This window comes from Bacteroides intestinalis DSM 17393 (assembly GCF_000172175.1).
GTDB classification, from domain to species: domain Bacteria; phylum Bacteroidota; class Bacteroidia; order Bacteroidales; family Bacteroidaceae; genus Bacteroides; species Bacteroides intestinalis.
This window is the reverse complement of record NZ_ABJL02000008.1, coordinates 3,447,009-3,472,993: the sequence shown is the minus strand read 5'-3', so window position 1 is coordinate 3,472,993 and position 25,985 is coordinate 3,447,009. Positions and strand designations below refer to the sequence as shown.

At 43.5% G+C, this 25,985-nt stretch carries 20 protein-coding genes, 1 pseudogene and 1 riboswitch; of the genes and pseudogenes, 5 read left to right on the top strand and 16 right to left on the bottom strand.

Features of this window, described 5'->3' with window-relative positions; all coding sequences use genetic code 11:
* Window positions 1-279: 279 nt before the first annotated feature.
* Window positions 280-816 (bottom strand): GNAT family N-acetyltransferase, encoded by a 537-nt coding sequence (locus BACINT_RS23260; RefSeq protein ID WP_007667937.1) that lies wholly within the window; start codon window positions 814-816, stop codon window positions 280-282.
* A gap of 30 nt (window positions 817-846) precedes the next feature.
* Entirely contained in the window at window positions 847-2,124 is a 1,278-nt protein-coding gene (locus BACINT_RS23255; RefSeq protein ID WP_007667935.1) for an IgA Peptidase M64, read from the bottom strand.
* Window positions 2,125-2,416: 292 nt separating this feature from the next.
* Here BACINT_RS23255 and BACINT_RS23250 point away from each other — a divergent pair, with 292 nt between their 5' ends.
* Complete coding sequence (locus tag BACINT_RS23250; RefSeq protein ID WP_007667933.1) at window positions 2,417-2,893, top strand: Lrp/AsnC family transcriptional regulator; 477 nt, start codon at window positions 2,417-2,419, stop codon at window positions 2,891-2,893.
* 3 nt (window positions 2,894-2,896) lie between these two features.
* On the opposite strand, the gene BACINT_RS23245 is transcribed toward BACINT_RS23250, so the two are convergent.
* From BACINT_RS23245 to BACINT_RS23220, 6 genes are all read right to left on the bottom strand, one after another.
* Window positions 2,897-3,385 carry a dihydrofolate reductase gene (locus BACINT_RS23245; protein ID WP_007667931.1) on the bottom strand — a complete coding sequence of 163 codons (489 nt, stop codon included), beginning with the start codon at window positions 3,383-3,385 and terminating at the stop codon, window positions 2,897-2,899.
* Window positions 3,386-3,403: 18 nt separating this feature from the next.
* Window positions 3,404-4,198, bottom strand: coding sequence for a thymidylate synthase (locus BACINT_RS23240; protein ID WP_007667929.1), 795 nt, complete (start codon window positions 4,196-4,198; stop codon window positions 3,404-3,406).
* A gap of 95 nt (window positions 4,199-4,293) precedes the next feature.
* Entirely contained in the window at window positions 4,294-5,478 is a 1,185-nt protein-coding gene (gene cls / locus BACINT_RS23235) for a cardiolipin synthase (RefSeq protein WP_259297039.1), read from the bottom strand.
* A 224-nt stretch (window positions 5,479-5,702) separates the two neighbouring features.
* A complete protein-coding gene (locus BACINT_RS23230) occupies window positions 5,703-6,032 on the bottom strand; it encodes a DUF5056 domain-containing protein (RefSeq protein ID WP_007667925.1) in 330 nt (109 codons plus the stop codon).
* Window positions 6,016-6,564 carry an RNA polymerase sigma factor gene (locus tag BACINT_RS23225; protein ID WP_007667923.1) on the bottom strand — a complete coding sequence of 183 codons (549 nt, stop codon included), beginning with the start codon at window positions 6,562-6,564 and terminating at the stop codon, window positions 6,016-6,018. The genes BACINT_RS23230 and BACINT_RS23225 overlap by 17 nt, the downstream gene beginning before the upstream one ends.
* Window positions 6,561-7,196: a DUF6249 domain-containing protein gene (locus BACINT_RS23220; RefSeq protein WP_044155448.1), complete on the bottom strand. Its 636-nt coding sequence runs from the start codon at window positions 7,194-7,196 to the stop codon at window positions 6,561-6,563. Before BACINT_RS23220 ends, BACINT_RS23225 begins: the two co-directional genes overlap by 4 nt.
* A gap of 721 nt (window positions 7,197-7,917) precedes the next feature.
* Between BACINT_RS23220 and BACINT_RS23215 the strand changes: the two genes are divergently transcribed.
* The 3 genes from BACINT_RS23215 to BACINT_RS23205 all read left to right on the top strand — a co-directional run bounded on the left by BACINT_RS23215 (window position 7,918) and on the right by BACINT_RS23205 (window position 12,317).
* Window positions 7,918-8,253: a hypothetical protein gene (locus BACINT_RS23215; RefSeq protein WP_007667921.1), complete on the top strand. Its 336-nt coding sequence runs from the start codon at window positions 7,918-7,920 to the stop codon at window positions 8,251-8,253.
* A gap of 53 nt (window positions 8,254-8,306) precedes the next feature.
* Window positions 8,307-10,730 carry a TonB-dependent receptor gene (locus tag BACINT_RS23210; RefSeq protein WP_007667920.1) on the top strand — a complete coding sequence of 808 codons (2,424 nt, stop codon included), beginning with the start codon at window positions 8,307-8,309 and terminating at the stop codon, window positions 10,728-10,730.
* A 141-nt stretch (window positions 10,731-10,871) separates the two neighbouring features.
* Window positions 10,872-12,317, top strand: a complete 1,446-nt coding sequence (locus BACINT_RS23205; RefSeq protein ID WP_007667919.1) for a methyltransferase RsmF C-terminal domain-like protein — start codon at window positions 10,872-10,874, stop codon at window positions 12,315-12,317.
* Here BACINT_RS23205 and BACINT_RS23200 read toward each other — a convergent pair whose 3' ends face one another.
* The 5 genes from BACINT_RS23200 to BACINT_RS23180 are packed head-to-tail and all read right to left on the bottom strand — an operon-like array spanning window position 12,318 to window position 18,611.
* Window positions 12,318-13,319, bottom strand: coding sequence for an ABC transporter ATP-binding protein (locus BACINT_RS23200; protein WP_007667918.1), 1,002 nt, complete (start codon window positions 13,317-13,319; stop codon window positions 12,318-12,320). It lies immediately after the preceding gene.
* Window positions 13,319-14,350 carry an iron ABC transporter permease gene (locus BACINT_RS23195; protein ID WP_007667916.1) on the bottom strand — a complete coding sequence of 344 codons (1,032 nt, stop codon included), beginning with the start codon at window positions 14,348-14,350 and terminating at the stop codon, window positions 13,319-13,321. Before BACINT_RS23195 ends, BACINT_RS23200 begins: the two co-directional genes overlap by 1 nt.
* Before the next feature lie 20 nt (window positions 14,351-14,370).
* Window positions 14,371-15,507 (bottom strand): ABC transporter substrate-binding protein, encoded by a 1,137-nt coding sequence (locus BACINT_RS23190; protein WP_007667914.1) that lies wholly within the window; start codon window positions 15,505-15,507, stop codon window positions 14,371-14,373.
* 4 nt (window positions 15,508-15,511) lie between these two features.
* Window positions 15,512-16,582 (bottom strand): DUF5074 domain-containing protein, encoded by a 1,071-nt coding sequence (locus BACINT_RS23185; protein WP_007667913.1) that lies wholly within the window; start codon window positions 16,580-16,582, stop codon window positions 15,512-15,514.
* Between the two features lie 16 nt (window positions 16,583-16,598).
* A complete protein-coding gene (locus tag BACINT_RS23180) occupies window positions 16,599-18,611 on the bottom strand; it encodes a TonB-dependent receptor plug domain-containing protein (RefSeq protein ID WP_007667912.1) in 2,013 nt (670 codons plus the stop codon).
* A gap of 51 nt (window positions 18,612-18,662) precedes the next feature.
* Window positions 18,663-18,865: riboswitch (cobalamin riboswitch) on the bottom strand.
* A gap of 101 nt (window positions 18,866-18,966) precedes the next feature.
* Between BACINT_RS23180 and BACINT_RS23175 the strand changes: the two are divergent.
* Window positions 18,967-20,208 (top strand): annotated as a pseudogene (locus BACINT_RS23175) (serpin family protein).
* Window positions 20,209-20,304: 96 nt separating this feature from the next.
* Here BACINT_RS23175 and BACINT_RS23170 read toward each other — a convergent pair.
* The 3 genes from BACINT_RS23170 to BACINT_RS23160 form a co-directional block, all read right to left on the bottom strand.
* On the bottom strand, window positions 20,305-21,510 hold the full coding sequence (locus BACINT_RS23170) for a TolC family protein (protein ID WP_007667909.1): 1,206 nt from the start codon (window positions 21,508-21,510) through the stop codon (window positions 20,305-20,307).
* A gap of 30 nt (window positions 21,511-21,540) precedes the next feature.
* Window positions 21,541-24,645, bottom strand: a complete 3,105-nt coding sequence (locus BACINT_RS23165; protein ID WP_007667907.1) for an efflux RND transporter permease subunit — start codon at window positions 24,643-24,645, stop codon at window positions 21,541-21,543.
* 90 nt (window positions 24,646-24,735) lie between these two features.
* The gene (locus BACINT_RS23160) at window positions 24,736-25,977 is read right to left on the bottom strand and encodes an efflux RND transporter periplasmic adaptor subunit (RefSeq protein WP_007667905.1); all 1,242 of its coding nucleotides are present in this window, start codon (window positions 25,975-25,977) and stop codon (window positions 24,736-24,738) included.
* Window positions 25,978-25,985: the final 8 nt, after the last annotated feature.

Below are 25,985 nucleotides of genomic sequence, written 5' to 3'. Positions count from 1 at the left end.
GGGGAAACATAAAGCAGCTGTAATCAATGCTGTAAGAGCCAAAATCATAGCAAGGTCTTTTGCTGTGATACGAAGGCAGACTCCATTTGTAACATTAGCCGTATAATAAAAAGGTCCTTAACTTCGAAAATATCTTAGGTTTAGGAAGTAGCTATACACTTCCGAAGAGTAGTTATGTCTATATACAAACTTACCCAAGGATACGTTAATGTTCGTAAACTTGGGTAAGATTTTATAGATATTGTTTGGAGAGGACTTAGAATTCAACCTCTTTATTTTTTATCCCCTTACATTATATACTTCTTTGTATATAGAGTCTTTTACTGTTTCAAAATCTCTTTCACACTCTAAATCTCCATGAGCCATAAGCAACATTGGAAGATATTCATCTGTAGGTCTGTATGGAGGTTGAAGATATGGTCTTTCCCAGAGCACGAATCCTTGGCGCTTATAGAAATTAATACGTCTTTGGGCCATTTCTTCTTCCGGCATTTCCACTTCCAGGACAATAGGGTGTTGAAGCAACTGACATAAATGATTTAAAACATTCTTTCCATGTCCGCCATTACGCTGGGCTGGATCTACGGCGAAATGTTCGACATAGTAGAATTTGCCGAAATCCCAATAGGTAATGAATCCTACAGGAGTATCATGATGGAAAATAATATTGTTATAGAAGTGAGGTCTGCTATCGGTGTACAGACGAAGCTCCTCTAAGGGGCGGTGTTCTTCCGGTGGGAAGGCAGCGGTTATCAACTGTTCCATGTACTCATACAAAAATCCATCAGCGGTGCTGATGCGTTGAAGTCTGATCATAATGTTGGTCTTTAAAGTTTACTTCTCTTATTATTTTGTATAAAAATCAATTAGTCTTTGCAGTGCTCGTTGGCATACCGGACAAAATGTAGGATGTTCATTGGTACGCATGCGGCAGTTATCAGCAGGACGGAATATCCCTTTGGCAGAATATCCGCCTCCTTCATACACTCCTACCGGATACTTAGCCTGTTCGCTGACAGGGGTAGGGACAGGAGTACCTTTGACAAGCATATCTTCCCATTTTGAAGCAAAATCTACGCGTGTACTTATGTTCTGTTCCCAAGGTTCTGTATCCAATGGGTAAGTATCTGTCATGACGTCATCATTGTAGAAGTACTCGTCAGCTAATCCTCCGAAGCTGTGCCCAAATTCATGCACAACTACAGGGCGGAACATCGGATGGTGTGCAGTGGTTAAAGTATATGCATTATAGATACCGCCACCACCATATTCTTCAGTATTGGCGAGAATAATAATGTGTTCATAAGGTATTCCGGCTAAAGCATCGTGTATGGATTTGACACACCGGGTCGTCAGGTAACGATCAGAATAGAATGTGCTGAAATGCGAGTTAAAAGCCGTATGCTTCCATTCTCCTAAACGGGGGACACTTACACCACTGTCGTCAGAAGGACTGGCGACTGCTACAATATTGAAGCGATCTTTCATACTTTTGAATGGTTCGTGTGAAAATAGACTCTTACAGGCGATTTCCGCATCCTGATAGAATACGTCCATCTCGGCAGGCGTATATCCTTCGGCAAGGATGGCTACGTCGATACATTTATCTGTTTCACCACTTTTTAGCAGGTACTTATGCGGAGTGATATGTGCAGTCCCTTTTTGATGAATAAGTACATCATCCGGGCGAACAGTGTGTTTCAGACATGTACGCACTTCTTTTCTCGGACTTAACAATGTGATTTCTATTTCCACGGGGCGGAGTGGATAGGGGAGTAAAAATGTATTTTCAAATCCTTTGCTGATGACCTTAGCTTCATCCGTCTCCAGCCATTCTTGAAAGAGGGAAGAAAAAGAAGTCGTATAGACTGTTTTTCCACTTTCCAAATCCTTCATGATAATTTGTCCGTTACCTTGCAAAGGTAGTTCGGCCAAATGATGGCGTCTTCCGGCCCATGATGGAAGTACGGATAGCTCGTCCAGACAAACATTTTGGCAAGAAGCGTCTCCTGTAAAGATATAATCAACACGCAATGTCTTATCGGCAAAATACTCAGTGTAGTTTTGCGCATGGCCTACTGTTAGTATCAGCAAGCATAATGCAAGTACAAGATATTTTTTCATAGCAATCTTATTTTGTAGTTATAGGCAAAGATAATGCAAATTGAGCGCATAACTTTCATGCTTGCATGAAAAAGTTATGCCGAGATGCAGCTTATCTTCTTTAAAGATAATGCAAATTGAGCGCATAACTTTCATGCATGTATGAGAAAATAATGCCGAGTGTGGGTTTATTCATTTTTTAGCAAGAAAAGTAATAAATCGTATTTTAATTGGGAAAGATTTTGCTAACTTTGCATATTACTGTATGAGAATACGGTAAAGCAATCGTTATTTATTAATCATAAATTAAGAAATGGGACATCATCAATTGGATACTTTAGACGAGCAGATACTGAAATTGATTGCAGATAATGCCCGTATTCCTTTTCTGGAAGTGGCAAGAGCTTGTAATGTTTCCGGCGCAGCCATACATCAACGCATACAAAAACTGACGAATTTAGGTATTTTAAAAGGATCGGAATACGTTATCGATCCGGAAAAGATCGGTTATGAAACTTGTGCCTATATTGGTATTTACCTGAAAGATCCGGAATCATTTGACGCAGTGACAAAGGCGCTTGAAGCTATTCCGGAAATTGTGGAATGTCATTTTACGACAGGTAAATATGATATGTTTATCAAACTTTACGCACGCAATAACCACCATTTGCTGAGCATTATCCATGATAAATTACAGCCACTGGGGTTAGCGCGCACTGAAACACTGATATCTTTCCATGAAGCCATTAAGCGGCAGATGCCAATCATGGTGGAGGTCGATGAAGATTAGGAATTACTTACGGATATAATCCACAAATGCATAGGAGCAGGGATGTTTCTCGTCAACAAGATGAGACTCCCTGCTTTTTTCGTGCCATATCGCAAAATCCATAGCTGGGAAATAAGCATCTACCTGAGGTGCTTCGGCAGCGATTTCTGTCAGACAAAGCATATCTGCCAATGGCATTGCCTGCTTATAAACACTTGCACCGCCAATAATATATACTTGTTCCTCTGGTTGACAGCTCTGCAAAGCTGCTTCGAGAGTGGGAAATACTTCTGCACCGGGGCACAGAGTTGCAGGATTGGATGAAAGTACTACGTTCCTACGATTGGGCAGTGCGCCTTTAGGCAGAGATTCAAATGTTTTTCTTCCCATGATTATTGTGTTCCCTGTGGTTAATGCCTTGAAACGCTTCAAATCATTGGGAAGCCAGAATAACAGTTTATTTTGAAAGCCGATCCCTAAGTTACGGTCTACGGCGGCGATGATACTAACCATGATTGGATTTATGATTTGTTAAACAGAAACTTTACCGGCAATATGCGGATGCGGGTCGTAATTTACCAATTCGAAATCTTCATATTGGAAATCAAAGATACTCTTCACGTCCGGGTTTATTTTCATTTGTGGCAATGGGCGTGGTTCACGGGAAAGTTGTAGTTTCACCTGCTCCAGATGATTCAGATAAATATGCGCATCACCAAGCGTATGAATGAAGTCTCCTGCCTTCAATCCGGTTATCTGTGCCATCATCTGCAACAGTAGAGCATAAGACGCAATATTGAAAGGTACACCAAGAAAAATGTCCGCACTACGTTGATAGAGTTGGAGGCTTAACCGTCCGTTTGCCACATAGAATTGAAAGAACGCATGGCAAGGAGGGAGATTCATATTGTCAAGATCCCCCACATTCCAAGCACTGACAATGATGCGTCGGGAATCCGGATTATGAAGAATTGTTTCTACAGCCTCACTGATCTGGTCGATGGAACCACCTTTATAATCAGGCCAAGAGCGCCATTGATAACCGTAAATATGTCCTAACTCACCATTCTCATCCGCCCATTCGTTCCAGATACGAACGCCATGATCTTGCAGATACTTGGCATTGGTATCTCCATTCAGGAACCATAGCAATTCATATATAATTGATTTCAGATGTAGTTTTTTGGTGGTGAGGCAGGGAAAGCCTTCGTCCATATTAAAGCGCATCTGATGTCCGAATACGCTGATCGTACCGGTTCCGGTACGGTCTTCCTTGTGTATGCCTTCGGTTAATACTCGGTTGAGCAAGTCTAAATATTGTTTCATGATTGCAGATTACGAATTATAAACAACAAAAGTGACCATCTTTTTAGCCTCGCCAAAGGTAATTAAACTTCGGCAGATAGCATAATTATTTCTAATTAAAGGAATGGTGTCATCAGGTTACCCACCCAGCCTACAAACTTCTTCCATCCGGAACGTTTCTTCCAAACCTCGGGAGTCAATAGCGTACTATTCTTTTTATCTCGTTCAAACATATCATTCAACTGATGAGTGACGGTGGGATCGAAAATAAATGCATTTGTTTCGAAGTCATAACGCAGACTGCGGCTATTCAGATTGGCTGTACCTACAGTACAGAAGTTCCGGTCCACCATCATAATCTTGGAATGGTGGAACCCTCCGTTGAAGAGATAAACTTTTGCTCCTTTTTTCATCAACTTGTGCACAATGTAGAAAGATGCTTCCGGCGTAAAAGGAATATCAGAGACAGCAGGTATCATGATTTCCACTTCAGTACCTTTCTTTAATGCGTGCTTGATGGCTTTCCGGATGGATTTGGTTGGTACAAAGTAAGGGTTTACAATCTGTATGCTATGTTGTGCTGCTCCGATGGATGCTGCATAAGCGTGACTGATAGAGCGGGGAGTTTCCCGTGGTGTACGGTCTACTATTGCTATTTCTTCCGCTATACTGTCGTGCAGTTGTGGTATATCCGGAAAGTAAACCGGTCCACCGATATGCTGTTTAGTTTCCTGGTTCCACATAGTGAGGAAAATGCCTTGCAGATAACGCACTGCATCTCCTTCTATGCGCATGTGCATATCGTGCCATTGCCCGATTTTAGGCAATCCGGTGATGTAATAGTCGGCGATGTTCATGCCACCGGTATATCCTATTTTTCCATCAATTACTACAATCTTCCGGTGGTCACGGTGCATGGCATGATTGATCCACGGGAAGGTAATCGGGTCGAATTTCACGATTTCAATACCTCGGTCACGGATTGCTTTCAAATGACGCTTTTTCAGTGGTTTGCTATTCGACCAATTGCCAAAAGCATCGAAGAGGGCACGGACTTCCACACCTTCCTGCACTTTTATAGCAAGTAGGTCGAACAGGGCATTGGCGATAGAGTCATTGCGGAAATTGAAGTATTCCAGATGGATGTGATGTTTGGCGTGGCGTATTTCTTCGAAGAGGTCAAGGAACTTCTCCCGTCCGCTCATCAGTAGCTTTACTTCATTGTTGGCGGTGACCGGAATACCTTGTTGTTGTAGATAATGCATCACGAGCGAGTCACTGGTAGCAACTTGCGCGTGAATATTTCCTATAAAAAATAATGCAGATGATAATATGATGAATAATATTCTTCTCAAAACTTCTTACGCTTAGTTAGTTTTTCTAATTGAGTCGACAAAGATACAATTTATTGGTGAGAAATGTTTGCTCAGTTAAAAAAAATTAGCCCTTGACCTGCAAAAAGCAGATAAGGACTAACTAAATTATTGTAAGGGTAAACGGATTTATTGCAAGGGATAAGTGAACTTTATGCTAAAGAACAAATCTTGCGATATCCTAAGTAGACAAGTACTACTGCCGCTATAATCAGTGATTTGAGATCGAGTTCCGCTGCACCGCTTTCTACGGCACTGGTGAAAGTCTCGCGCAAAGCTCCCAGCACCAGTTGCAAACCATCGAGAACAAAGAACAACACCACGGCAAGTGTAAAGCAGAACAAGCTCCACAGCTGCGAAATCCGGTAATACCGGTCGGGCAGGTGGTGCATCACGCGACGGCTGAAGCCGTTATCTTCTATCTCTTTCCGATTGTCAGAGAAGAATTGCTGCAAAAGTTTATCATCAGTTGTTTCCGTCATAACCATTTTGTTTTAAGTAGGTAGCCATTTTTTCTTTTGCCCGCGAGAGGTGGCTTTTGACTGTTCCCGCCGGGCATCCCGTGATACCTGCAATTTTTTCGATGCTCTGATCTTCTATGTAGAACAAGGTGATGCAGGTTCGTTCCATTTCTTTTAGTGTCGCCAGTGCTTGGTAAATGTCTATTTGTTGTCCTACGTCATCCTGACTGGTATTCCAGTGAGTATCCACTTCCCGGGTGTCGAGGTCGGCTGTATCCTTTCGACTGCGAAGATAATCATAAAATACATTATATGCAATACGGTAAAGCCAGGTGGAGAAATTGGACAGGTTTTTGAATGAAGCCAGGTTGGTGTAGGCTTTGATAAATGTGTCCTGCGCCAGGTCGTCACTCAATTCGTTGTCGCCGCAAGTCAGGTTGAGGAAGAACCGTCGCACGAGCGACTGGTACTTCTTCACTAACTGGTCGAAGGCCCTGGTGTTGCGAAACACCACGACCTGTGTGACTAACGATATGTCATTGAGTTGGCTCATCTATCCTGATTGTTCTTTTTATTAGAGTCTTGCGTATAATAGATTACTAATTGTCCGAATCCGGTGAACATGATCAGTAGTCCGACACAGCCTACTCCGAAGTTTTCGGTGATGGCCCAGAGGAAGATGAATAATCCGACACCGATAAAAATGTTCTTGATGCCTTTGGTACGGATATCTTCTGTTTTCTCCGCATTCTTGAAGAAGTCTTCAGGCAATTGTTGCCCACTGGAGAGTGCTTGCTCTGCAAGGCGGTATTTGGCTTTTCGATTCTTGTAGTTGAAGAAGAATACTGTAAAGACGATGAGTAGCGGCAAACCGAAGATGAAGACGATGGCAGTCACTGAAATAATGGTTTCAGAGGTTTTACCGTCTAAGTCGAAGCCCCAGTCCCAACCACTGCTGTTGTGGTGTTTCCATCCCTTATCGCTTTTGCTGTCCGAACTACTGCCTTCGTAGGTCATGATGCTGAGCGTATCGGTTACAGTCTTTCCGTTGATGGTAGTATCGTGCAGTTCAATTACGCGTTTTTTGTTCCCCAGACTGTCGTTTTCTGTAACCGTTCTGTTGCTTGCCTGTACCAGTGAGCATAATGTCATGGCGGCAACGAGTGCTAAAATTATCCGTTTCATAATCATATTTTGTTTTATCTTTTATTGTTTCTTTGTGTGTTAGACGTATCATGTTAGTTAGAAAGTTGCAAAGAGACGATATTTTTTTTAGAAAATCAGTATTATCTGAAATTATTTGCCGGATATTTAGGTTTATGCAAGGTGGAGGATATTAAGTATTCATTTCGGGCGGGTGGTAGGTAAAGCAAGAAATACCTGTGAATCATATCTATAAGGAATTCTTTTCTCACCTACCACCTCCCCCTACGGGTACTCCTCCTCCGGGGAGGAGGAGAATTGAGATAGTATTGTTCAGCATTTGATTCATTACTATACCATAAACACAATGATGTTTTGTCGTTTTGTTGGATTTTATCGACAACAGCAGGGCGTTTTGTAACCTTTTGATTATCAATATGATATTCCGGACCGTATTCAGTATACGACAGAACCCTATTCAGTATACGACTGAATGGCATTCACTATACGACTGAATTAGGTTAAGTATACCACTTTTCCTCAAACATTTGCTATTTGTAAATAATATGTAATGTTATGCTGCTCTTGTTTTAGTTCATTACTTTTCCAATATGAATCTGCTTTGCTTAATGTTAATGTAATATCGGACTTCTTGTACTCATCAGTTATAGGTATTTTGCTTCACATCCGGTTAAAACACCTAAATCCGGTTGCTTCTTATTGTAATTAGTGTTACTTTCGCAAACCTATATTAAAAACGCTTTTGGAGAAGTTACGGAATATACTGAAATGGTTCCTTCCTTTATTATTTATTGCATATTTAGGAGGAATTACGCTGTTTACTCACTCGCATGTGGTAAATGGGGTAATTATTGTGCATTCCCATCCCTTCAAAGGTGAACATAGCCATACGGAAGCACAGGTTGAAACGATATTCTTCCTTTCTTCTTTTGTAGCTTCTTCTCTGCCTGCTATTCTTTTCGCCGCATCGGCTTTCCTTATTTTGTTGCGTGTACTGAGTGTTCCGGCTGTGGAACATGTCAAGTACGTGCGGGTTCGTTGCGGCATCAGCTTGCGTGCACCACCTGTAGTTCATTGACAATAGGAGTCCCCCTTCCTTTTTTTATTAAAATCCATAAAAAATAGAACTACATGAAAAAATATATCTTTTTCGTGGTGGGAGTAATGTGTACATTGCTCTCCCACACCGTTTATGCCATTGATTTAAATAAATCCGATGCCAATATCATCGGCCACGTACTGGAGAAAAAAACAGGAGAACACCTTCCCTATATGACAGTAGCCCTGAAAGGGACCACTATCGGAACCATGACTGATGGTACCGGACACTACTTTTTGAAGAACCTTCCGGAAGGTGAGTTTACGCTCTCCGTCAGTGCCGTAGGTTATAAGCCACAAGAACGAAAAGTAACCCTGAAACGAGGCAAGACACTGGAAGAAAACTTCGAACTGGAAGAAGACATGGTAGCCCTGGATGGTGTAGTTGTTACAGCCAATCGTAATGAAACCGCCCGCCGACTGGCACCTACCTTGGTAAAAGTCGTTACCCCGAAACTATTCGATATGACCAATTCGCACACCTTATCGCAGGGACTCGTATTCCAGCCGGGTGTACGTGTAGAAAATGATTGCCAGAATTGCGGTTACTCTCAGGTGCGTATCAATGGTATGGACGGAAAATATACACAGATATTGATCGATTCCCGCCCTATCTTCTCTGCACTGGCAGGTGTCTACGGCCTGGAACAAATTCCCGCCAACATGATAGAACGTGTGGAAGTGGTGCGTGGAGGTGGCTCGGCCCTATTCGGCTCTTCCGCCATTGCCGGAACGGTGAATATCATTACGAAAGAACCTCTCCATAACTCCGGTTCGTTTGCCCACTCCATCTCCAATTTTGATGGCTCCAGTTCGTTTGACAATAATACCACGCTCAATCTTTCCCTTGTATCTTCGGATAACAAAATGGGAGCCTACATCTATGGGCAGAACCGCCACCGTTCGGCATGGGATTCCAATGGGGACGGCTTTTCCGAATTGCCCAAGTTGAAGAACCAGACAGTAGGCATAAACGCTTATTATAGACTGAATCCCTATTCCAAACTGAATCTGGAATATCATCACATGGAAGAGTTTCGTCGTGGCGGTAACCGCTTTGATCTGCCGCCTCACATTGCCGAAGATGCCAATTTGAATGGTTCCGGTAAGCCCGGACTGGTGGAGCAGATTGAACATTCCATCAATACGGGCGGATTGAAGTTCAGTGCCTTTTCCAAGGATCAGAAACATTCGTTCAATGCTTATGCCTCTGCCCAGCATATCGTGCGCGACAGTTATTACAGTGCCTATGGACATACCACAGACTTTACCGGCGTATTGGGTGCTCAGTATATCTATCATTTTGATAAGCTCTTCTTCATGCCTTCCGACTTGACGGGTGGTGTGGAATTTAATCATGATAATCTGGATGACAAGGCAACAGACATGCAAAAATACCGCGATGCTGCCCTGGCGGAAGATCCTACTGCAACAGGTGACCGTCTGCAACAGTTGATTGATAAGTATACGCCCGATCCCTTGAAGCAAATAGTGAACATAGCAAGCGCCTACGTGCAGAATGAATGGAAAAGTGAGCAATGGAGTTTCCTGATAGGCGGACGTCTGGATAAGAACAGTATTATGAATAAAGCCATCTTCAGCCCTCGTACCAATATCCGTTACAATCCTACACAAGATATAAATATCCGTTTCAGTTATGCCGAAGGTTTTCGTGCTCCGCAGGCTTTCGACGAAGACCTGCATATTAGCAATGTGGGAGGCGAATTGATTTCCATCGTCCGTGCCAAAGAGCTGAAAGAGGAACGTTCGCGCAGCGTGAATGCTTCGATGGATTGGTATCGCTATTTCGGTGACTTTCAGTTAAATATGTTAGTAGAAGGTTTCTTTACGAAACTCTCCGATCCGTTTGTTCTGACAGCACCGGTAGAAGATCCGAACGGTAGCGGATATCTGATACAAACCCGTGTCAACGGTTCCGGTGCAAAAGTATATGGCGGTACATTGGAAGGAAAGATTGCCTGGCGTGATAAAATCCAGTTGCAGGCGGGACTGACCGTGCAACGCAGTCTGTACGACTCTCCCGAGGAGTGGAGCGCAGACAAAGAGCACCTGTCTGACAAAGAACGATATAGCGACCGGATATTGCGTACTCCCGATGTTTATGGCTATTTTACTGCCACTTTCAATCCCACAAAGGCATTGTCGGTGGCCTTGAACGGTAATTATACTGGGCAAATGTATGTGCCTCACCTGATGTCCGAAGTGGATGGTACGGCAGACTTGTTGGTGAAAAGTCCGGATTTCTTTGAACTGGGTGCCAAAGTCGCTTATGATATAGATTTCTCCGGCATGTGCCTGCAATTCAACGTAGGAGTACAAAATATATTCAACTCTTATCAGAAAGATTTTGATAAAGGAGCCACTCGTGATTCCGGTTACATTTATGGTCCGGGAGCGCCTCGTTCCTACTTTGCGGGCGTCAAGCTTAGTTTTTAGTGCCCGGCAGGTTTGTCTTGTATTGCTTTTTTATGTTCTTTTGAAGAAGGTAAGCTACATCTTAGCATAACTTTTTTATGCAAGCATGAAAGTTATGCATTCGATTTGCATTACCTTTGCGGACATAAAACAATTTGGCACATGGACTTACCCGTATCTTTTGCAGACCGTACCCGTTCCCTCCTGGGAGATGAAGAATATAACAAACTGGCTGATGCCTTGAATGACGAACAGCCCGTAAGCATCCGACTGAATGAAGAAAAACTACCCGGTTCTTCATTCAGTCTTTTTCATGCCTCTTCCGACCGTGTGCCTTGGTCGGCAACAGGTTGCTATCTCGATCGTCGATTGACGTTTACCTTTGATCCGTTGTTTCATGCCGGATGTTATTATGTACAGGAAGCATCTTCCATGTTTGTGGAGCAGGCATTAAAGCAATATATCGGCGAAAGACCCTCCGTAATGCTTGACCTTTGCGCTGCTCCCGGCGGGAAATCTACTCATGCCCGCAGTGTACTGCCCGTGGGTAGCCTGCTGGTAGCAAACGAAGTGATTCGCAACCGTTCGCAAATCCTGGCGGAGAATCTGACGAAGTGGGGGCATCCGGGTGTCGTGGTGACCAATAATGATCCGGCAGACTTCGCCGGTCTGGAAGACTTCTTCGATGTTATCCTGACCGATGTACCCTGTTCCGGTGAAGGCATGTTCCGTAAAGATCCTGTTGCCGTCAGCGAGTGGAGTCCGGAGAATGTGGAAATCTGTTGGCAACGCCAGCGACGTATCATCTCCGATATATGGCCCAGTCTGAAACCCGGTGGATTGCTTATCTATAGCACTTGTACGTATAACACGAAGGAAGATGAAGAGAATATCCGTTGGATGCACGATGAATTCGGTGCAGAGATACTTCCTGTAGATGCTCCGGCAGAGTGGAACATTACCGGAAACTTGCTTGCAGGTGAAGATTTTCCTGTATATCGCTTCCTGCCTCACCGTACAAAGGGTGAAGGCTTTTTCCTTGCCGTGCTTCGTAAACCGGAAGGAGAGGAAACACAAATCCGCTACAAATCCACTTCTTCACAAGGAAAGAAAAAAACGGGTAGCTCTAAAGTTAACGCCGGAGCATCTAAGGAACAATTATTGGCTGCACGTGCCTGGCTCCTTTCGGCAGAGGACTATGAAGTTTCTGCAAATGGAATGAATATTACAGCTTTCCCTAAAGAATATATATCCGAATTATCCGTCCTCCAACAATCGCTTCGTGTTGTTCAGGCAGGTGTTACCCTTGCCGAAGTGAAAGGAAAAGACTTGATTCCCAATCATGCTCTTGCCATGAGCACTGTACAGGTTTCCGATGCTTTTCCCCGTGAAGAGATCTCTTATGAACAGGCTATTGCTTATTTGCGTAAGGAAGCCATTGTACTTTCCGGCACTACTCCACGCGGTTATGTGCTGTTGACGTATAAGGATGTTCCTCTGGGCTTTGTGAAGAATATCGGTAACCGGGCTAATAATCTTTACCCGCAGGAGTGGCGCATCCGGAGTGGATACTTGCCGGATGAGATACTGATGCTACTGAAATCTTAATCAGATGTTTGCAAGCAACTGTTCAAAAGAATGATATTCATTCTGTTTCTCTGTGTGTAATATGAGGTGGTCGGCAGCTAAAACCTGCAAACGCGGTGATGCGTTGGTTTCTGGTGAAGAGACAGGATGACAAGCGTATCCATGACGATTGAGTGCGTTTGTTGTCCAGTGCAGCAATACTTCATCATTGGCTTCTACACTGATATGGCGGTGGCTGTCTACTTTGGGATAATATACCCCGTGCGCATAATCAAACCGGATATCGTTACGGGAGAACAGACCGTCCATGCGGTGACTCAGAATCATATCTTCCGTTACTCCGCATTGCAGTCCGTTTTCTTTGGAAAGTAACCAAAGTTTATCTGCCAGTACCAATGCCTGTTCTATGTCATGAGTGGACAGCAGAATTGCTTTCTTTTGTTCTACTGCCAGACGATGAAGCAACGTCATAATTTCGATGCGGCTCACTACATCCAGGAACGCTGTCGGTTCATCCAGCAGAATGAGCGGGCACTCTTGTACCAATGCCTTGGCAATCATAACCTTTTGCCGTTCCCCATCCGATAGCTCTGCGGTATAGCTGTGGGATTTATGGCTGATGCTTACGGCTTCCAGAGCTTCTTCAATGATAGAATGATCTGTTTTGCTCAGTCTTCCGAAGAAGCCCGTATGGGGTTGCCGTCCTAGGGCTACTAACTCATATACGGTCAGTCCGCCTGCCAGGGTCTTGTCTGTTAGTACTACGCCGATGGTACGTGAACGTTCTTTCTCGGAATAGGCGGACAACGGCTTTTCTTGTACAAGTAATTCGCCCGACAACGCTGGTTGTGAAGCAGCCAAAGTGCGGAGCAGAGTCGATTTGCCGGTTCCGTTAGCTCCCAGCAGACAAGTCAGTTCTCCGGGGTAGAGCCGGAAGAAGAGATGCTCATGTATCCGTTTTTCTTGCTTTCCCTGGCGGTAGCCGATGCATAAATCGCTTGCGGTGATAACAGCTTTCTCCATCAGTTGAAGTATTGTATTTTACGTTGGTTGACAATGACATAAATGATAACAGGCGCACCCAGTACTGGAGTTACCGCATTGAGAGGAATAATACCTGCTTCGCCCGGAAGAATGCAGATCAGATTGCAGAGCAAAGCAATCACACCGCCCGTCAGCAAAGTAACGGGAAGCAGTGAATTATGATTGGATGTGCCCAGCATCAGGCGGGAGATATGAGGAACGGCCAGACCGATGAAAGCCACAGGTCCGCAGAAAGCAGTGGTGACAGCTGTCAGTAGTCCGGTAGCAATCAGTAGCAGATTTCTTGTGCGACGGATGTTTACTCCTAAGTTTTCAGCATAGCGTGTACCCAGTAGCAGGGCATTCAGAGGTTTGATAAGCAAGATGGAAAGTAACAAACCTGCCAGACAGAAAATAGAGAAATAGGGGAGCTGTTGCAATGAGACCCCTCCAAAGTTTCCCATACCCCATATCATATAAGAATGTACCCCTTCGGCTGTTGCAAAGAAATTGAGCAGTGATATAGCGGAAGAAGTGATATAACCAATCATGATACCTGTAATCAGCAGCATGATATTGCTTTTAATCAGTGTAGAAAAGAAAAGGATAAGTCCCATTACCACCATCGATCCGATGAAGGCACCGAGTATCACGGAGAAGAAACCGGATAAGGTGAATACCCCTGTAGCAATGCTTCCTCCGCCTGCCAGCATCACCAACGCCACGCCAAGACTTGCCCCTGAGTTAATGCCCAGGATGGACGGACCTGCCAGTGGATTGTTGAATGCCGTTTGCAGCATCAGTCCCGAAGCTGCGAGTGCGGCACCACATAGTAATGCCGTGACGGCTTGTGGCAGACGGGACTCCCAGATAATAAAAGTCCAGCTGGCTTTTTCTACTTCATTTCCTGTGAGGGTATTCCACACTGCTCCGGCGGGGATATTGATTGAACCGAACCAGAGATTGGCAGCCATCAATACGAGAATGAGGACTGACAGTGCTATACCATATATATATCCTTTTGCTTTCATTCTGAAATAGACCGCAGATTTTACTCTGCTAATTTATTGTAATATCTCAGTTCATACCCTTCCAACAGTGAAGGATGAAATATCTTAATTAAATCTTTCAATAACCAGTCTGGATGGAAAGGTGTTTCTTCATAAAAAGGAACCCGGTTGGTATTGCATCCGTAGATGTTCCGTTCTTTGAAGGCACGGAAACCTGCATAAGGGGCAAACTCTTTTTCAAGTTCCCCGTATGTTTTATCTACGGGTTGATTGTAGCGTATCAGCCAGAAATCCGTTTGTTGACCTTTCTCAAAGATAACTTCGAAAGGATAGGGGAGTGAGCCGCTATGTGTATCTTCTCTGAAAATATAGTTGGCACCTGCATCAGAGTATAGTTTGGCGATGGTACTGTTACCACCCGGAGTGTACCAGGTAGAGCTTGTTTTCAAATCACACATCACGGAGGGAGCAAAAGAGATAGGCTTTACTAATTCTTGCAAATCCTTATAATTTCTTTCTATCGAAGCAAACATAGCATCTGCTTCTGTTTTCTTACCAAATAATAAACCGTAGAAACGCATCCATTCGGCACGTCCCAATGAAGAGGTTTCCATATAGTCGGCACATTCAATGATGGGTACATTCAGTTTCTCTACACGTCCGTATCCACCACTGTTTTCGAAAGGAGAAAGGAGGATGGCATCGGGATGCAGGTCTATGATTTTCTCAATATTGGGATTCATTCCATCACCTACATCGGCGATGGTTTCGTTTCGACATCCTTCCTCTATTTCCGGTAGTTTGATATACTTCAAGTCGCATACGCCACCAATGCTATTCAAATCACCAAAGTCTTTCAGTAAGCTGCAATGAACGGATGAGTAAATGACGGCTTTACTAAGTGGAGTGCGAACAAGGGTGCCTTGAGGCAGTTCATGGGGCAACGGCTGTTTTTTGTCTACTAATACATAGGTGTGTAGTATCTTTGCTGTATCCCAGGGATTGCGTAGCTGTGCAACGATGTAATCTTCGTAATCTATCAGAGAGAGATTAGCGGAGTAGTGCAGCGGGATGGTGTCTCCTTGTGCAGAGCCGGAAGCAGTGCTGTTCTTTCCGCTACAGGCGGAAAGAAGTAACACTGTCACCCAAAAGGTTAGAAAGAAAGAAATTTGTTTCATGCTGTTATTCAGTTACAAAACGCATATTAGTGGTATAGTATCCGGTTTCCAACTTCTTTTTAAGTACGCCGTCACTACCATAAACATATATGTCGTTGAGAGCAGAGAAGGGTTGATCGATGATAATTACATCTCCTGTAGCCGGGTCGACTACAATATTACCAGGATTGGAGAAATCGCTGTAGTTGGCAAACCGCGTAGTTTGCTTGGTATTCATGTCATATACAGAAATGCTTTTAGGAGCGGCATCTTCGTAATATTCTGCATAAATGAGATAGATCTTGTTGTTTTTTATTGCTATTTTGCTGGCTGGGCATATTTCCGTAACCTGATCTGTTTGCGGGTCGATGCATTGTAATGTCTGAACTGGATTTCCTCTGAAATCTCCACATGAAATGAAATATACTTTTCCGTCTTCTCCGGTTGTACAAACATCATAAGGATTGAGAAGTACTTCTATGTTTTTCGTTTTCTTGAAAGTAGCAATATCGACAACTGCCACGTATTTGCCGGTACCATCATTGTTATAATTTGACAGATTTACATAGAGTTTTCCATTTGCAGAAGTCAATGCTTCCGGATGATCTCCTATTTCTATCTTTCCGGTGATGGAGAGGTTCGTGGTGTCCAAGCGTGATACCGTGCCATCGTATGAGGTGAAATAAACATTTCCTCCGGTAGCTGTCATATATCGTGGTTGGATAGACTTCTCACTTTCGTCTTTTAAGTTCAACGTTTTTATACGAGCGAAATCTTTTCTGTCCACCACTTCAATCTTGGCTGAACTGGAACAAGTGATATATATTTTTGTACCATATATACACAAGTCCTGTGCATCACCGATACCTGCTCCGTTGGCAGCTGCAAACAAATCTGCACTAATTGTCTTCAGATCTCTGTCATACCATTGTATAGTACCATTATTCTCTCCCCAGTTTCCTGTATTAATAACATATGCTCCATTAACAGGTGCTATCGGTCCTTTCGGAATTGTCGGTTCGTCATCATCACTACATGCGGTAAATGCTCCTAATGCTATAACCAGCATGGCGGTTTTATACCAATACTTCTTCATAGTTTTTGTTTTTAGTTTATAATTTATAGTTGATTGTTACTTTGTAATTGCGTCCGGGCATCGGGTAGAAGCGGACTATTTCGTAGTTCTTATCACTCAAGTTCAAGGCATCCAGCTGTATGCGTAGTGACTGCTTCTTCCATTTAAAGGTATGCGAGAGTGATATACTGTGGTCAGTGTAAGATTTAATACGATTTTCCGGAATGTTCTGGGCAATTGAATAGCGTTCCGAAGCGTACATTATGTTATAAGTCAGGTTGACATACGGGTTCTCAAAAGTCAGACTTCCTGAACCTGAATGCTTCGGAGTATATATAATCTGATTCCGCCATATTTTAGAATTACGGTCAGTAATATCTTCCGCTTGCATGAAGTTGTAAGTTCCTGTGAGATATAACTTATAATGTTCTGCTAATTCTTTTTCAATTGCCAGGTTAATATCCGTACCAATGGTTTCGACTTTACCTAAATTCATCATCTTCCAGATAAACATAGTGGGTACTGCCACAATTTTATCTTTCACCCGATTATAATAAGCATCTACTGAAAGGCTTAGATAGTCGATAAATTCCAATGAAGTAGAACTCCACGTTGTACCTACATTGAATTGCCGGGTAACTTCAGGCTTTAAATTATGGTTGCCAATTACCAGATAATACAAATCATTGAATGTCGGTGTACGGAAGATATCTTTGTATGAAGCTCTGAAACGTAGACCAAAATCAAATGGTTTCCACGACAGACTGACAGCGGGGGAAAGGCGTTTACGGTCTGCAGCAGCTTTTCCTGTCCGTACATTCTCTGTAATATAAGTATTCAGCAGGGAAGCGGTAGCAGAAAATCGGTTGCTTTTATAGTGTGTGGCTATTGCTGTTAAATAGGTGAAACGTTCCGGATATTGATTGTTCTGTAAAGTCGTTGACAAATAGTTATAGGCGAAATCCTGTGCTAATGAGAAAGATAACCCTTTCACCGGTTCGTTCCATAGGGTAGCGGATAAGTAAGTCTCAGTCTGGCGGAAACGATTGTCTGTAATACCGGAAGATTCATTATTATAGTCCCGGTTCCAGCTGAAGTTAAATTTTCCACTTGCTTGTAGTTTCCATTTCTCAGAGAACCGATTCTCATACTTCAATTGGCCGAAGTAATTACGGTCATATAGTCTTTCGGCAGCATACGGATTGTCATAAATTACTCCGCCGGGTAACCCTCTTTCCGAATCAAAGAGATAAACTTTGGCTTTCAAATCCTGTTTCTCATTCAGAGTTACAAACAAATTTAATTCTGCCCGATAAGTCTCTATATCACTATTGTTTCGTTTGGAGTCAATCAGTTTGTTCCCATTCCACATTTTGAAAGGATAATTGCCGTCTGCTCGTAAATAATCAGCATGGGCAGAAAGACTGAAACGGTTACTTAATTTTTGAGCATAAAATAAAGAAGGATTAGCAAGCCCGTAAGAACCGGTTTTCATATTTGCAAGCAACCGTAAAGGTCTGTCACTAAAGTCCGGACGTGCGGTTTCGATACTTAAAGCACCGGCAGAGGCAAACATCTTTGCTGTCTGGTAAATATTATCACTCTGCCCAATGCTGAGTGCCAGTTCAGAAACATTGTCTAACGAAAAACGGGAGATATCTACCTGCCCTGACTGACAATCACTGACTGTCACTCCGTCATAGCTGACTGCTGTATGTTGCGCTCCCAAACTGCGTACAGAAACAGTCTTTAATCCACCAACTCCACCATAATCCTTAACGCTGACTCCCGAGAAATGGCGAACTGCATCGGCCACATCCGATACTCCCAAACGTTCCATATCAGTTTTCTTCATCTGTTGGAGCGGGGCGGTTGCTGAGAGAGCCGGTGGTACACGCCGACCTTTTATCCCCACTTCCGGAATTGCATGTACTTTTCCTGTAATGGAGTCTCCCACCTGTTGTGCTTGCAGGCTGGCGCAAAGCCAACATACAAAGCAAAACAAATAAAACCGTAGCCAGATGTACCGACATAGATTATCTTTTATCATATATAGAAAGCTATAAAAATAGATACACCTCATGCCCTTTCCTCGAAGGCATAAGAAATGATCGGTTTTGCAGGTCTTCTGACTTACTCCGGATTTACCGCCTTCCCACCATACGAATATTGGCAGTGGCACAGGTGATTGGCAAATCCTGCAATAGGAGATCACAGCAGCGGGACTGTTTGGGAGTCACACCCAATTCCCTTTTCATGGAGTATACCGAAAGGCATACTCCAACAAAACCGGGAGCAAAGATAAGAAAGATTTATGTTTAATTTGTAATGTGGTGCAGTATTTTATAAATTTATGCATTTATTCTAACAGAGTAACTTAATAGAAAACTAATACTATAATGCTTATGCTAAAGAAAACTATTGCTGCGCTAAGCCTACTCAGTATCCTTGCAGCTTGTCAGAATGATGAGAACCCTCCTCAACCGGAACCTAAACCACGTCAAGACATCAATCTCACCCGTGTGGAACAAGCTTTAATGGACAAAGGTACAGACTTTGCTTTCCGTTTCTTCGATCAGGTGTGCAGTACCGAAAAGGAAAAGCCGAATGTCTTTGTGTCTCCATTGAGTGCATCGCTTTGCTTATCAATGATTACTAACGGAGCTTCGGGCAATACGCTTACTGAAATGCAGAACGTATTGGGATTTCCTGCCGCTTCTTTCTCTCTTGATGATCTGAATAACTATAATCAAAAACTAACTTCAGCTTTATTGGATTTGGATAATACCACTCAATTAGGAATTGCCAATTCTATCTGGATAAAGGAAGGTTTTAAGGTTTACGACTCCTTTGTGGATGTGAATAAGAAAATGTACGATGCACAGGTGCAGGAGCTTGACTTTGCATCTCCCACAGCGAAAGATGTGATAAACCAATGGTGTGCCGAGCAGACGAATAATTGTATAAAAGAGGTTATACAGAGAATACCGGAAGATGCACGTATGTATTTGATTAATGCACTCTACTTCAAAGGTATCTGGAAGAGTCAATTCCAAAAATCGGATACTCGCCAGGAAAATTTTACTAATTCTGATGGTACTGAGCAGAAAGTGAATATGATGAATCAGACAGAAACGTTTAATTATGCTCAGAACTCAGCATTCTCCATCGCAGAATTGCCGTATGGTAACTAAGCTTTCAGTATGGTGCTCTTATTGCCTGCCGTGGATAAGACTTTGGATGAGAGTTTGTCCGAGTTGACTTATGAAAACTGGAAAGAGTGGAATGCAGCTTTGTCGGGCAGACAATTGCAGGTTAAACTTCCCCGTTTCAAAGTGGAGTATAACAAGATGCTCATAGAGGATATGGTTGCTATGGGGATGAAGGATGCCTTTGATGGTTATAAGGCTGATTTCTCTAAAATGTCGGCAGCCGAGTTATATATTGGTCTTTTGCAGCAATTTACTTATGTAAATGTAGATGAGGAAGGCACTGAAGCAGCAGCTGTTACAGTTGGTGGAATGTTTGAAACTTCCGTTGGACCATCTACTCCTATATCTTTCTATGTAGACCGTCCTTTTGCTTTTGTGATTAAGGAAAAGAGTACGGGAGCAATTCTCTTTATGGGGAAAATTACGAAACTGTGATTTGTTATGCTATTTATAAAGAAAGCGAAGAATCAACTCCTTCAATTGCCGGAGTTGGTTCTTCGCTTTCTTTATAAATATAATAAGAATATATTCTTATAGTTTACTCTTATATATCTGTGCCATTACCTTCTGATACTGATTTTCCAATTGAAGCAGATTCTGTTTACTTTGATAAATCACAGAAACTTCTACAAAATACTCTATCACGCTGATCTGTCCACCGGTAAGGGCTTGTTTCAGTAATGCAAGATCTTGTTGTGAACTGAATGCTTCCCTATATTCCTGTATGGAGGTTTGCAATGATTGCGCCTCACTATACAGTTTTGCTAAGGTCGCCTCAGCTTGAAAAGTAGCGTTCTCTTTCTGATAGTCGAGATTCAGAGATTGTGCTTTGGCTATCTTCACCTTATTGCGGTTTTCAAACAGTGGGAAAGAAAAGCCCACTACAACTCCATTGAACGGAGTACCGGACTCAGTATTACGGCGATATCCCAGTTCCAATTTTGGCAACCAGCCTTGCTTACTTGCAGAAATCTGTTTGCGGGCAGCAGCACTTTCACTGCTCAATGACAGCAAAGTCTGATCGGCTGCCAACACTTCCGAACGTAACTGTTCATAGTTGTTAGGAAGAAGCGGCAATGGATAATCATTGATGGAACGGAAACTGCTCAGTTCATTGTCTTGCAAAGACTGGTCTCCGTTGAGTGCAAGGAGAGATTTCCAGGCATTATCAAGCGCAGTCTGATTGGCGCGGAACTCTGTACGTACATTCAGTAATTCCAGATTGATTTTGTTTGTTTCCAATACATTGGCATCACCTGTTTCCAGACGTTTCTTGTAGTATGTGGAGAGTTCCTCAGCCTGTTTCATGCGTTCATCCAGAATCACTTGCTGATGCTGTAACATGATGATATCGAAACAAAGCTCCTTGGCTTGCAACAACAATTGTTGACGGAAAGCAGCAGACTGTGCATCAAGCGCACCGGTTTTGAGTCGATTTACTTTTCCGCGTGTAGCATATAAAGTAGGGAAATCAAAGCTTTGGGAAACAACAAGTTCACCTATCGTCTCGCTCTTATCTTCCGAACCCCACAAATGGGCATACGAGAGAGTGGGATCAGGCAAATTGTTTTCCGACTTGTTTTCCAATTTCTGTGAAGTGATAAGTTGCGCATTAGCCTGCAACTCCTTATTGTTCGCTTCAATGCGGTGCAGCACTTCGTCTATGCCAATCGATTGGGCACGCATCCCCGCATATAGGAAAAAAGTGATAAAACTAAATATAAGAATTCGTTTCATTATTTGATATTGTTAATAGTTATATGGATGTTAATTCGCCGGTTTCCGGTGCATCATCAGATAAACAATCGGAATGATGAAACCGTTCAGGAACGTGGAAGTTAAAAGACCTCCGAGAATAACCTTCGCCATCGGGCTTTGGATTTCATTACCCGGCAAATCACCTCCCAGTGCCAACGGAATAAGTGCAAGAGCAGAAGACAACGCGGTCATCAGAATTGGATTCAAACGGTCCATTGAACCGCGGATTACACTGTCATACACATTCAGTCCTTCTTCCCGTTGCAAGTGGTTGTAGTGGCTGATCAACAACATACCGTTTCGGGTAGCAATACCGAACAGTGAAATAAAACCGATAATAGCAGGAATACTCACTTCTCCCGTTGTCATCAACAAAGCAAATACACCACCGATCAATGCCAACGGCAGGTTGATAAGAATAATCGCACTTTCCTTCACACTGCGGAATTCATGATAAAGTAGTAAGAAGATCACTGCAATACTCATCAGCGATGTGAGTAATAAGGTGCGGCTTGCTGCCTGTTCGCTCTCAAACTGACCGCCGTATTCAAGGTGATATCCTTCCGGCAATTTGATGTCCTTGTCCACGCGAGCCTGAATATCATTCACCACACTGCGCAAGTCACGGTCGGCAACATTGGCAGAGATCACAATTTTACGTTTTACGTTCTCGCGGCTGATAGTATTCGGCCCCATTGCAGAACGCACTTCGGCGATGTAGTTCAACGGTATTTTCTTTCCGTCGCTGGTATCTATCATCAAGTTGCGTATCTTCTCCATTTCGTCGCGAAGATCATCACGTACACGTACAGTGAGGTCAAAACTTTTGCCCTTTTCGTAAACTTGTGATACGGTTTCTCCTGCAAGACAGACATTCACGAACTCAGAGAATTCCGGTAATGAGATACCAAACTTAGCCAACATTTCTCGCTTGGGCGAAATGATAAGCTGAGGACGTTCTATCTGTTGCTCCACATTCAAGTCGGCAATACCAGGAATATCTTGGATGGCACTTTTGATTTCATTACCCAAAGTAAACATACGGTTCAGGTCATCACCGAACAGTTTAATAGCAATGTTTGCTTTCGTACCGCTAAGCATAGCATCGATACGATGACTGATAGGTTGCCCGATTTCTATGTTCGCTCCTACGATGGTGCCCAATTTCTCGCGTACTTCAGCAACCATTTCGCTACGTGAACGATCTTTCAATTCGAACGGAGCCTCTATTTCGGAAACATTCACTCCAAGTGCATGTTCATCCAGTTCGGCACGTCCGGTCTTGCGGGCAACGGTTTGTATTTCAGGAATACTGAGTAGCAATTCCTCTGCACGATGCCCCATCTTGTCACTTTCTTCCAACGAGATACCCGGCAAAGAAGATATGTTGATCGTAAACGAACCTTCGTTGAAAGGTGGCAGGAACGAACGGCCCAATGTGAAGAAACATGCCAAGGCTACTACGAACAAACCAATAGTACTGCCCAATACGATCTTCTTATGTCCCAGTACGAAAGCCAGTGCAGCGCCATACCATTGTTTCATTTTACGTGCTACATACGAGTCACTGCTTTCTTTCTCTTCCTTCTTCTTGTCTTTTCCCAAAAGATAAGAGCAAAGTACCGGTGTAACCGTCAGTGCCACTACCGTAGAAGCAGCCAATGCTACAATGAACGCAATACCCAGAGGAACCAGCATGCGGCCTTCCATACCTGTGAGGAAGAATAAGGGCACGAAACTAACTACGATAATCAGCGTAGAGTTCAGGATAGGCATACGTACTTCTTTCGATGCGTTGAATACCACTTCCAATATGGAAAGTCGTTCTTCCACAGGTTTCAACTTGTTTTCGTGGAGTCGTTTATATACGTTTTCCACGTCCACAATGGCATCATCCACTAACGAACCGATAGCGATGGCAAGACCACCGAGACTCATTGTGTTGATTGTGAATCCCATATAATGCAGCGTCACCAGTGAAGTAATCAATGAAAGTGGTAGTGTAACCAATGAGATCACTGTTGTACGTACATTTGCAAGGAACAGGAATAGTACAATCACCACGAAGATACCTCCTTCGAACAAGGACTTCTGTACGTTTCCGATGGAGCTTTCGATAAAGCGACTTTGTCGGAAAATGTCTGTGCTGACCTTTACATCCGGTGGCAGATTTTTCTGTAAATCTTCTAAAGATGCTTCCAATTTATCCGTTAATTCCAGCGTGCTGGTGGCCGGTTGTTTGGTTACAGTCAACAATACGGCAGCTTTACCCCGTTCAGATGCTGTACCCAGTTTGGGTAATTTTGCTCCAATGTGTACGTCTGCAATGTCTTCCAACAGAATAGGAGCACTGCCCGAAGCGGTTCCACCACGTACCACGGCACGTGCCAGTTGATCTACCCGATCGGTAGAAAGTACTCCACGTACAATGTATTCATTGCCATATTCATATAGCACACCACCGTTTGCATTCAGATTCATTTCACGGGTTACGGTCATAATTTCATTCAGCGTAACGCCGTAATGCCGCATCCGTTCCGGATCTAATTGTATCTGATATTCCTTTATATCACCACCCAGTACTGCTACCTGTGCCACACCGCCTGTAGAGAGTAAGCGCGGACGGATGGTCCAGTCAGCTATTGTACGCAGGTCAAGCATAGAGGTAGAGTCGGCAGTCAGACCGATAATCAGCATCTCGCCCAGAATGGATGATTGTGGACCCAGTGTCGGTTTACCTACCCCGGTAGGTAAGCTTTCGCTTACAACAGCCAGCTTCTCGCTGACAATTTGCCGGGCCAGATAAATATCCGTATCCCAATCGAATTCTACCCATACTACTGAGAATCCATTGGTAGATGAAGAACGTACGCGGCGCACACCTGTTGCACCGTTCACTGCTGTTTCAACAGGAAATGTGACGAGTTGTTCCACTTCTTCTGCCGCCATACCGTTTGCCTCAGTCATGATGACAACCGTAGGTGCATTGAGATCTGGAAATACGTCCACTTCCGTGTGCATGGCGGTGTAAGTTCCGCCTATCAGTAACAACACCGAGGCCACAAGCACCAGGATGCGGTTATGAAGTGAGAAATGTATAATCTTGTTTAACATGTTGATTAAAGTGTTAGAGTGTTAATGTGATAATGTGATAGGGTGAAGTTGCTTTATCACTCTATAACTTCATCACTTACCACTGTTTTTTTAGTGTTCGTGACTGTGTGCCGGTATTGCATTTGTAGCGCTTGCCAGTTTCACTTGATAAGCTCCTTCGGTTACCACGCGGTCTCCTGCTTTTACACCTGAGAGAATCTGTACGCTTTCACCGTTATCGGCTCCAAGAGTCACGAGTTGTTTCTTATATCCTTCTTCATCCAGTTGCAGGTAGACAAAGAAACTGCCTTGTTCTTCAGTCAATGCTGAATGGGGTAGGGATATTACATTTTCTATAGGGGAAGACAATAAGAAGATTTCTACAAAGGAACCGGGGATGATATCACCTTTGTTGTCAAACTCAAAGGTTACAGGTACATAATATCCACCGTCTCCACCCGAGGCTTTGCCATAAGAGAGAAGACGTCCGTCTAAGTCTTTCAATGCGTATACCTTATTATTATAAGGAGTACAGAAGTTAGCAGAACCAATAGTACGAAGATATTGGTAATATTTCTCTGAAACGTCAGCACGCAAGAATAATTTGCGGTTTTGCGTAATGCTGACTAACGGTTGTCCCACCGCTACGTAATCGCCTTCTTTCACTAACAGGCTTTTTACATACCCACTGATGGGGGAAACCACGGCTTGCCCGCTTGCCGAACTGTTTTTGGCTACGGCTTCGTAGCTGATACGTGCATTCTCATACGCTTGTTCAGCCTGAGCGAAATCCTTTTCAGAAACAATCTTATTTCCTACGAGGGCTTTCATACGCTCGTATTCTTTCTTGGAAACTTCATAGGCGATGCGCGCCCGTTCTACCGGATCACCATCCGCCATATTTTTAGAAGACAATATAACCAGCGGTGCTCCTTTACTGACACTCATGCCTTCAATAATCTTTCCGCGGAAAGATACCACGCCTGCTACGGTTGCTACAGCAACACTCTCATCTCCCTGTGCTGCCATTACCTGGCCGCTGGTTTTTATAACTTGATGGAAAATTCCCGGTTCTACAACATTGGATTTTACTCCGGCAGCCTGCGCCTTTGCGGGGGGCAGAATGATTTCGTCGCTATGTCCGGCTGCTGCTACTTCACCGTGGTCATGTCCATCGTGGTCGTGGTCGTCACCTTCGTGATTGTGGTCTTCGCTCTCATGATCATGCTCGCAACCTTCGTGCTCATGCTTTTCTGTTTCATGATTATGACCTTCGTGTCCGTCGCCGGATTTACTATTGCAGGAACCCAATAGGAATAGACCCATGACTCCCATAAAAAGAATTTTTTTCATGATGATAT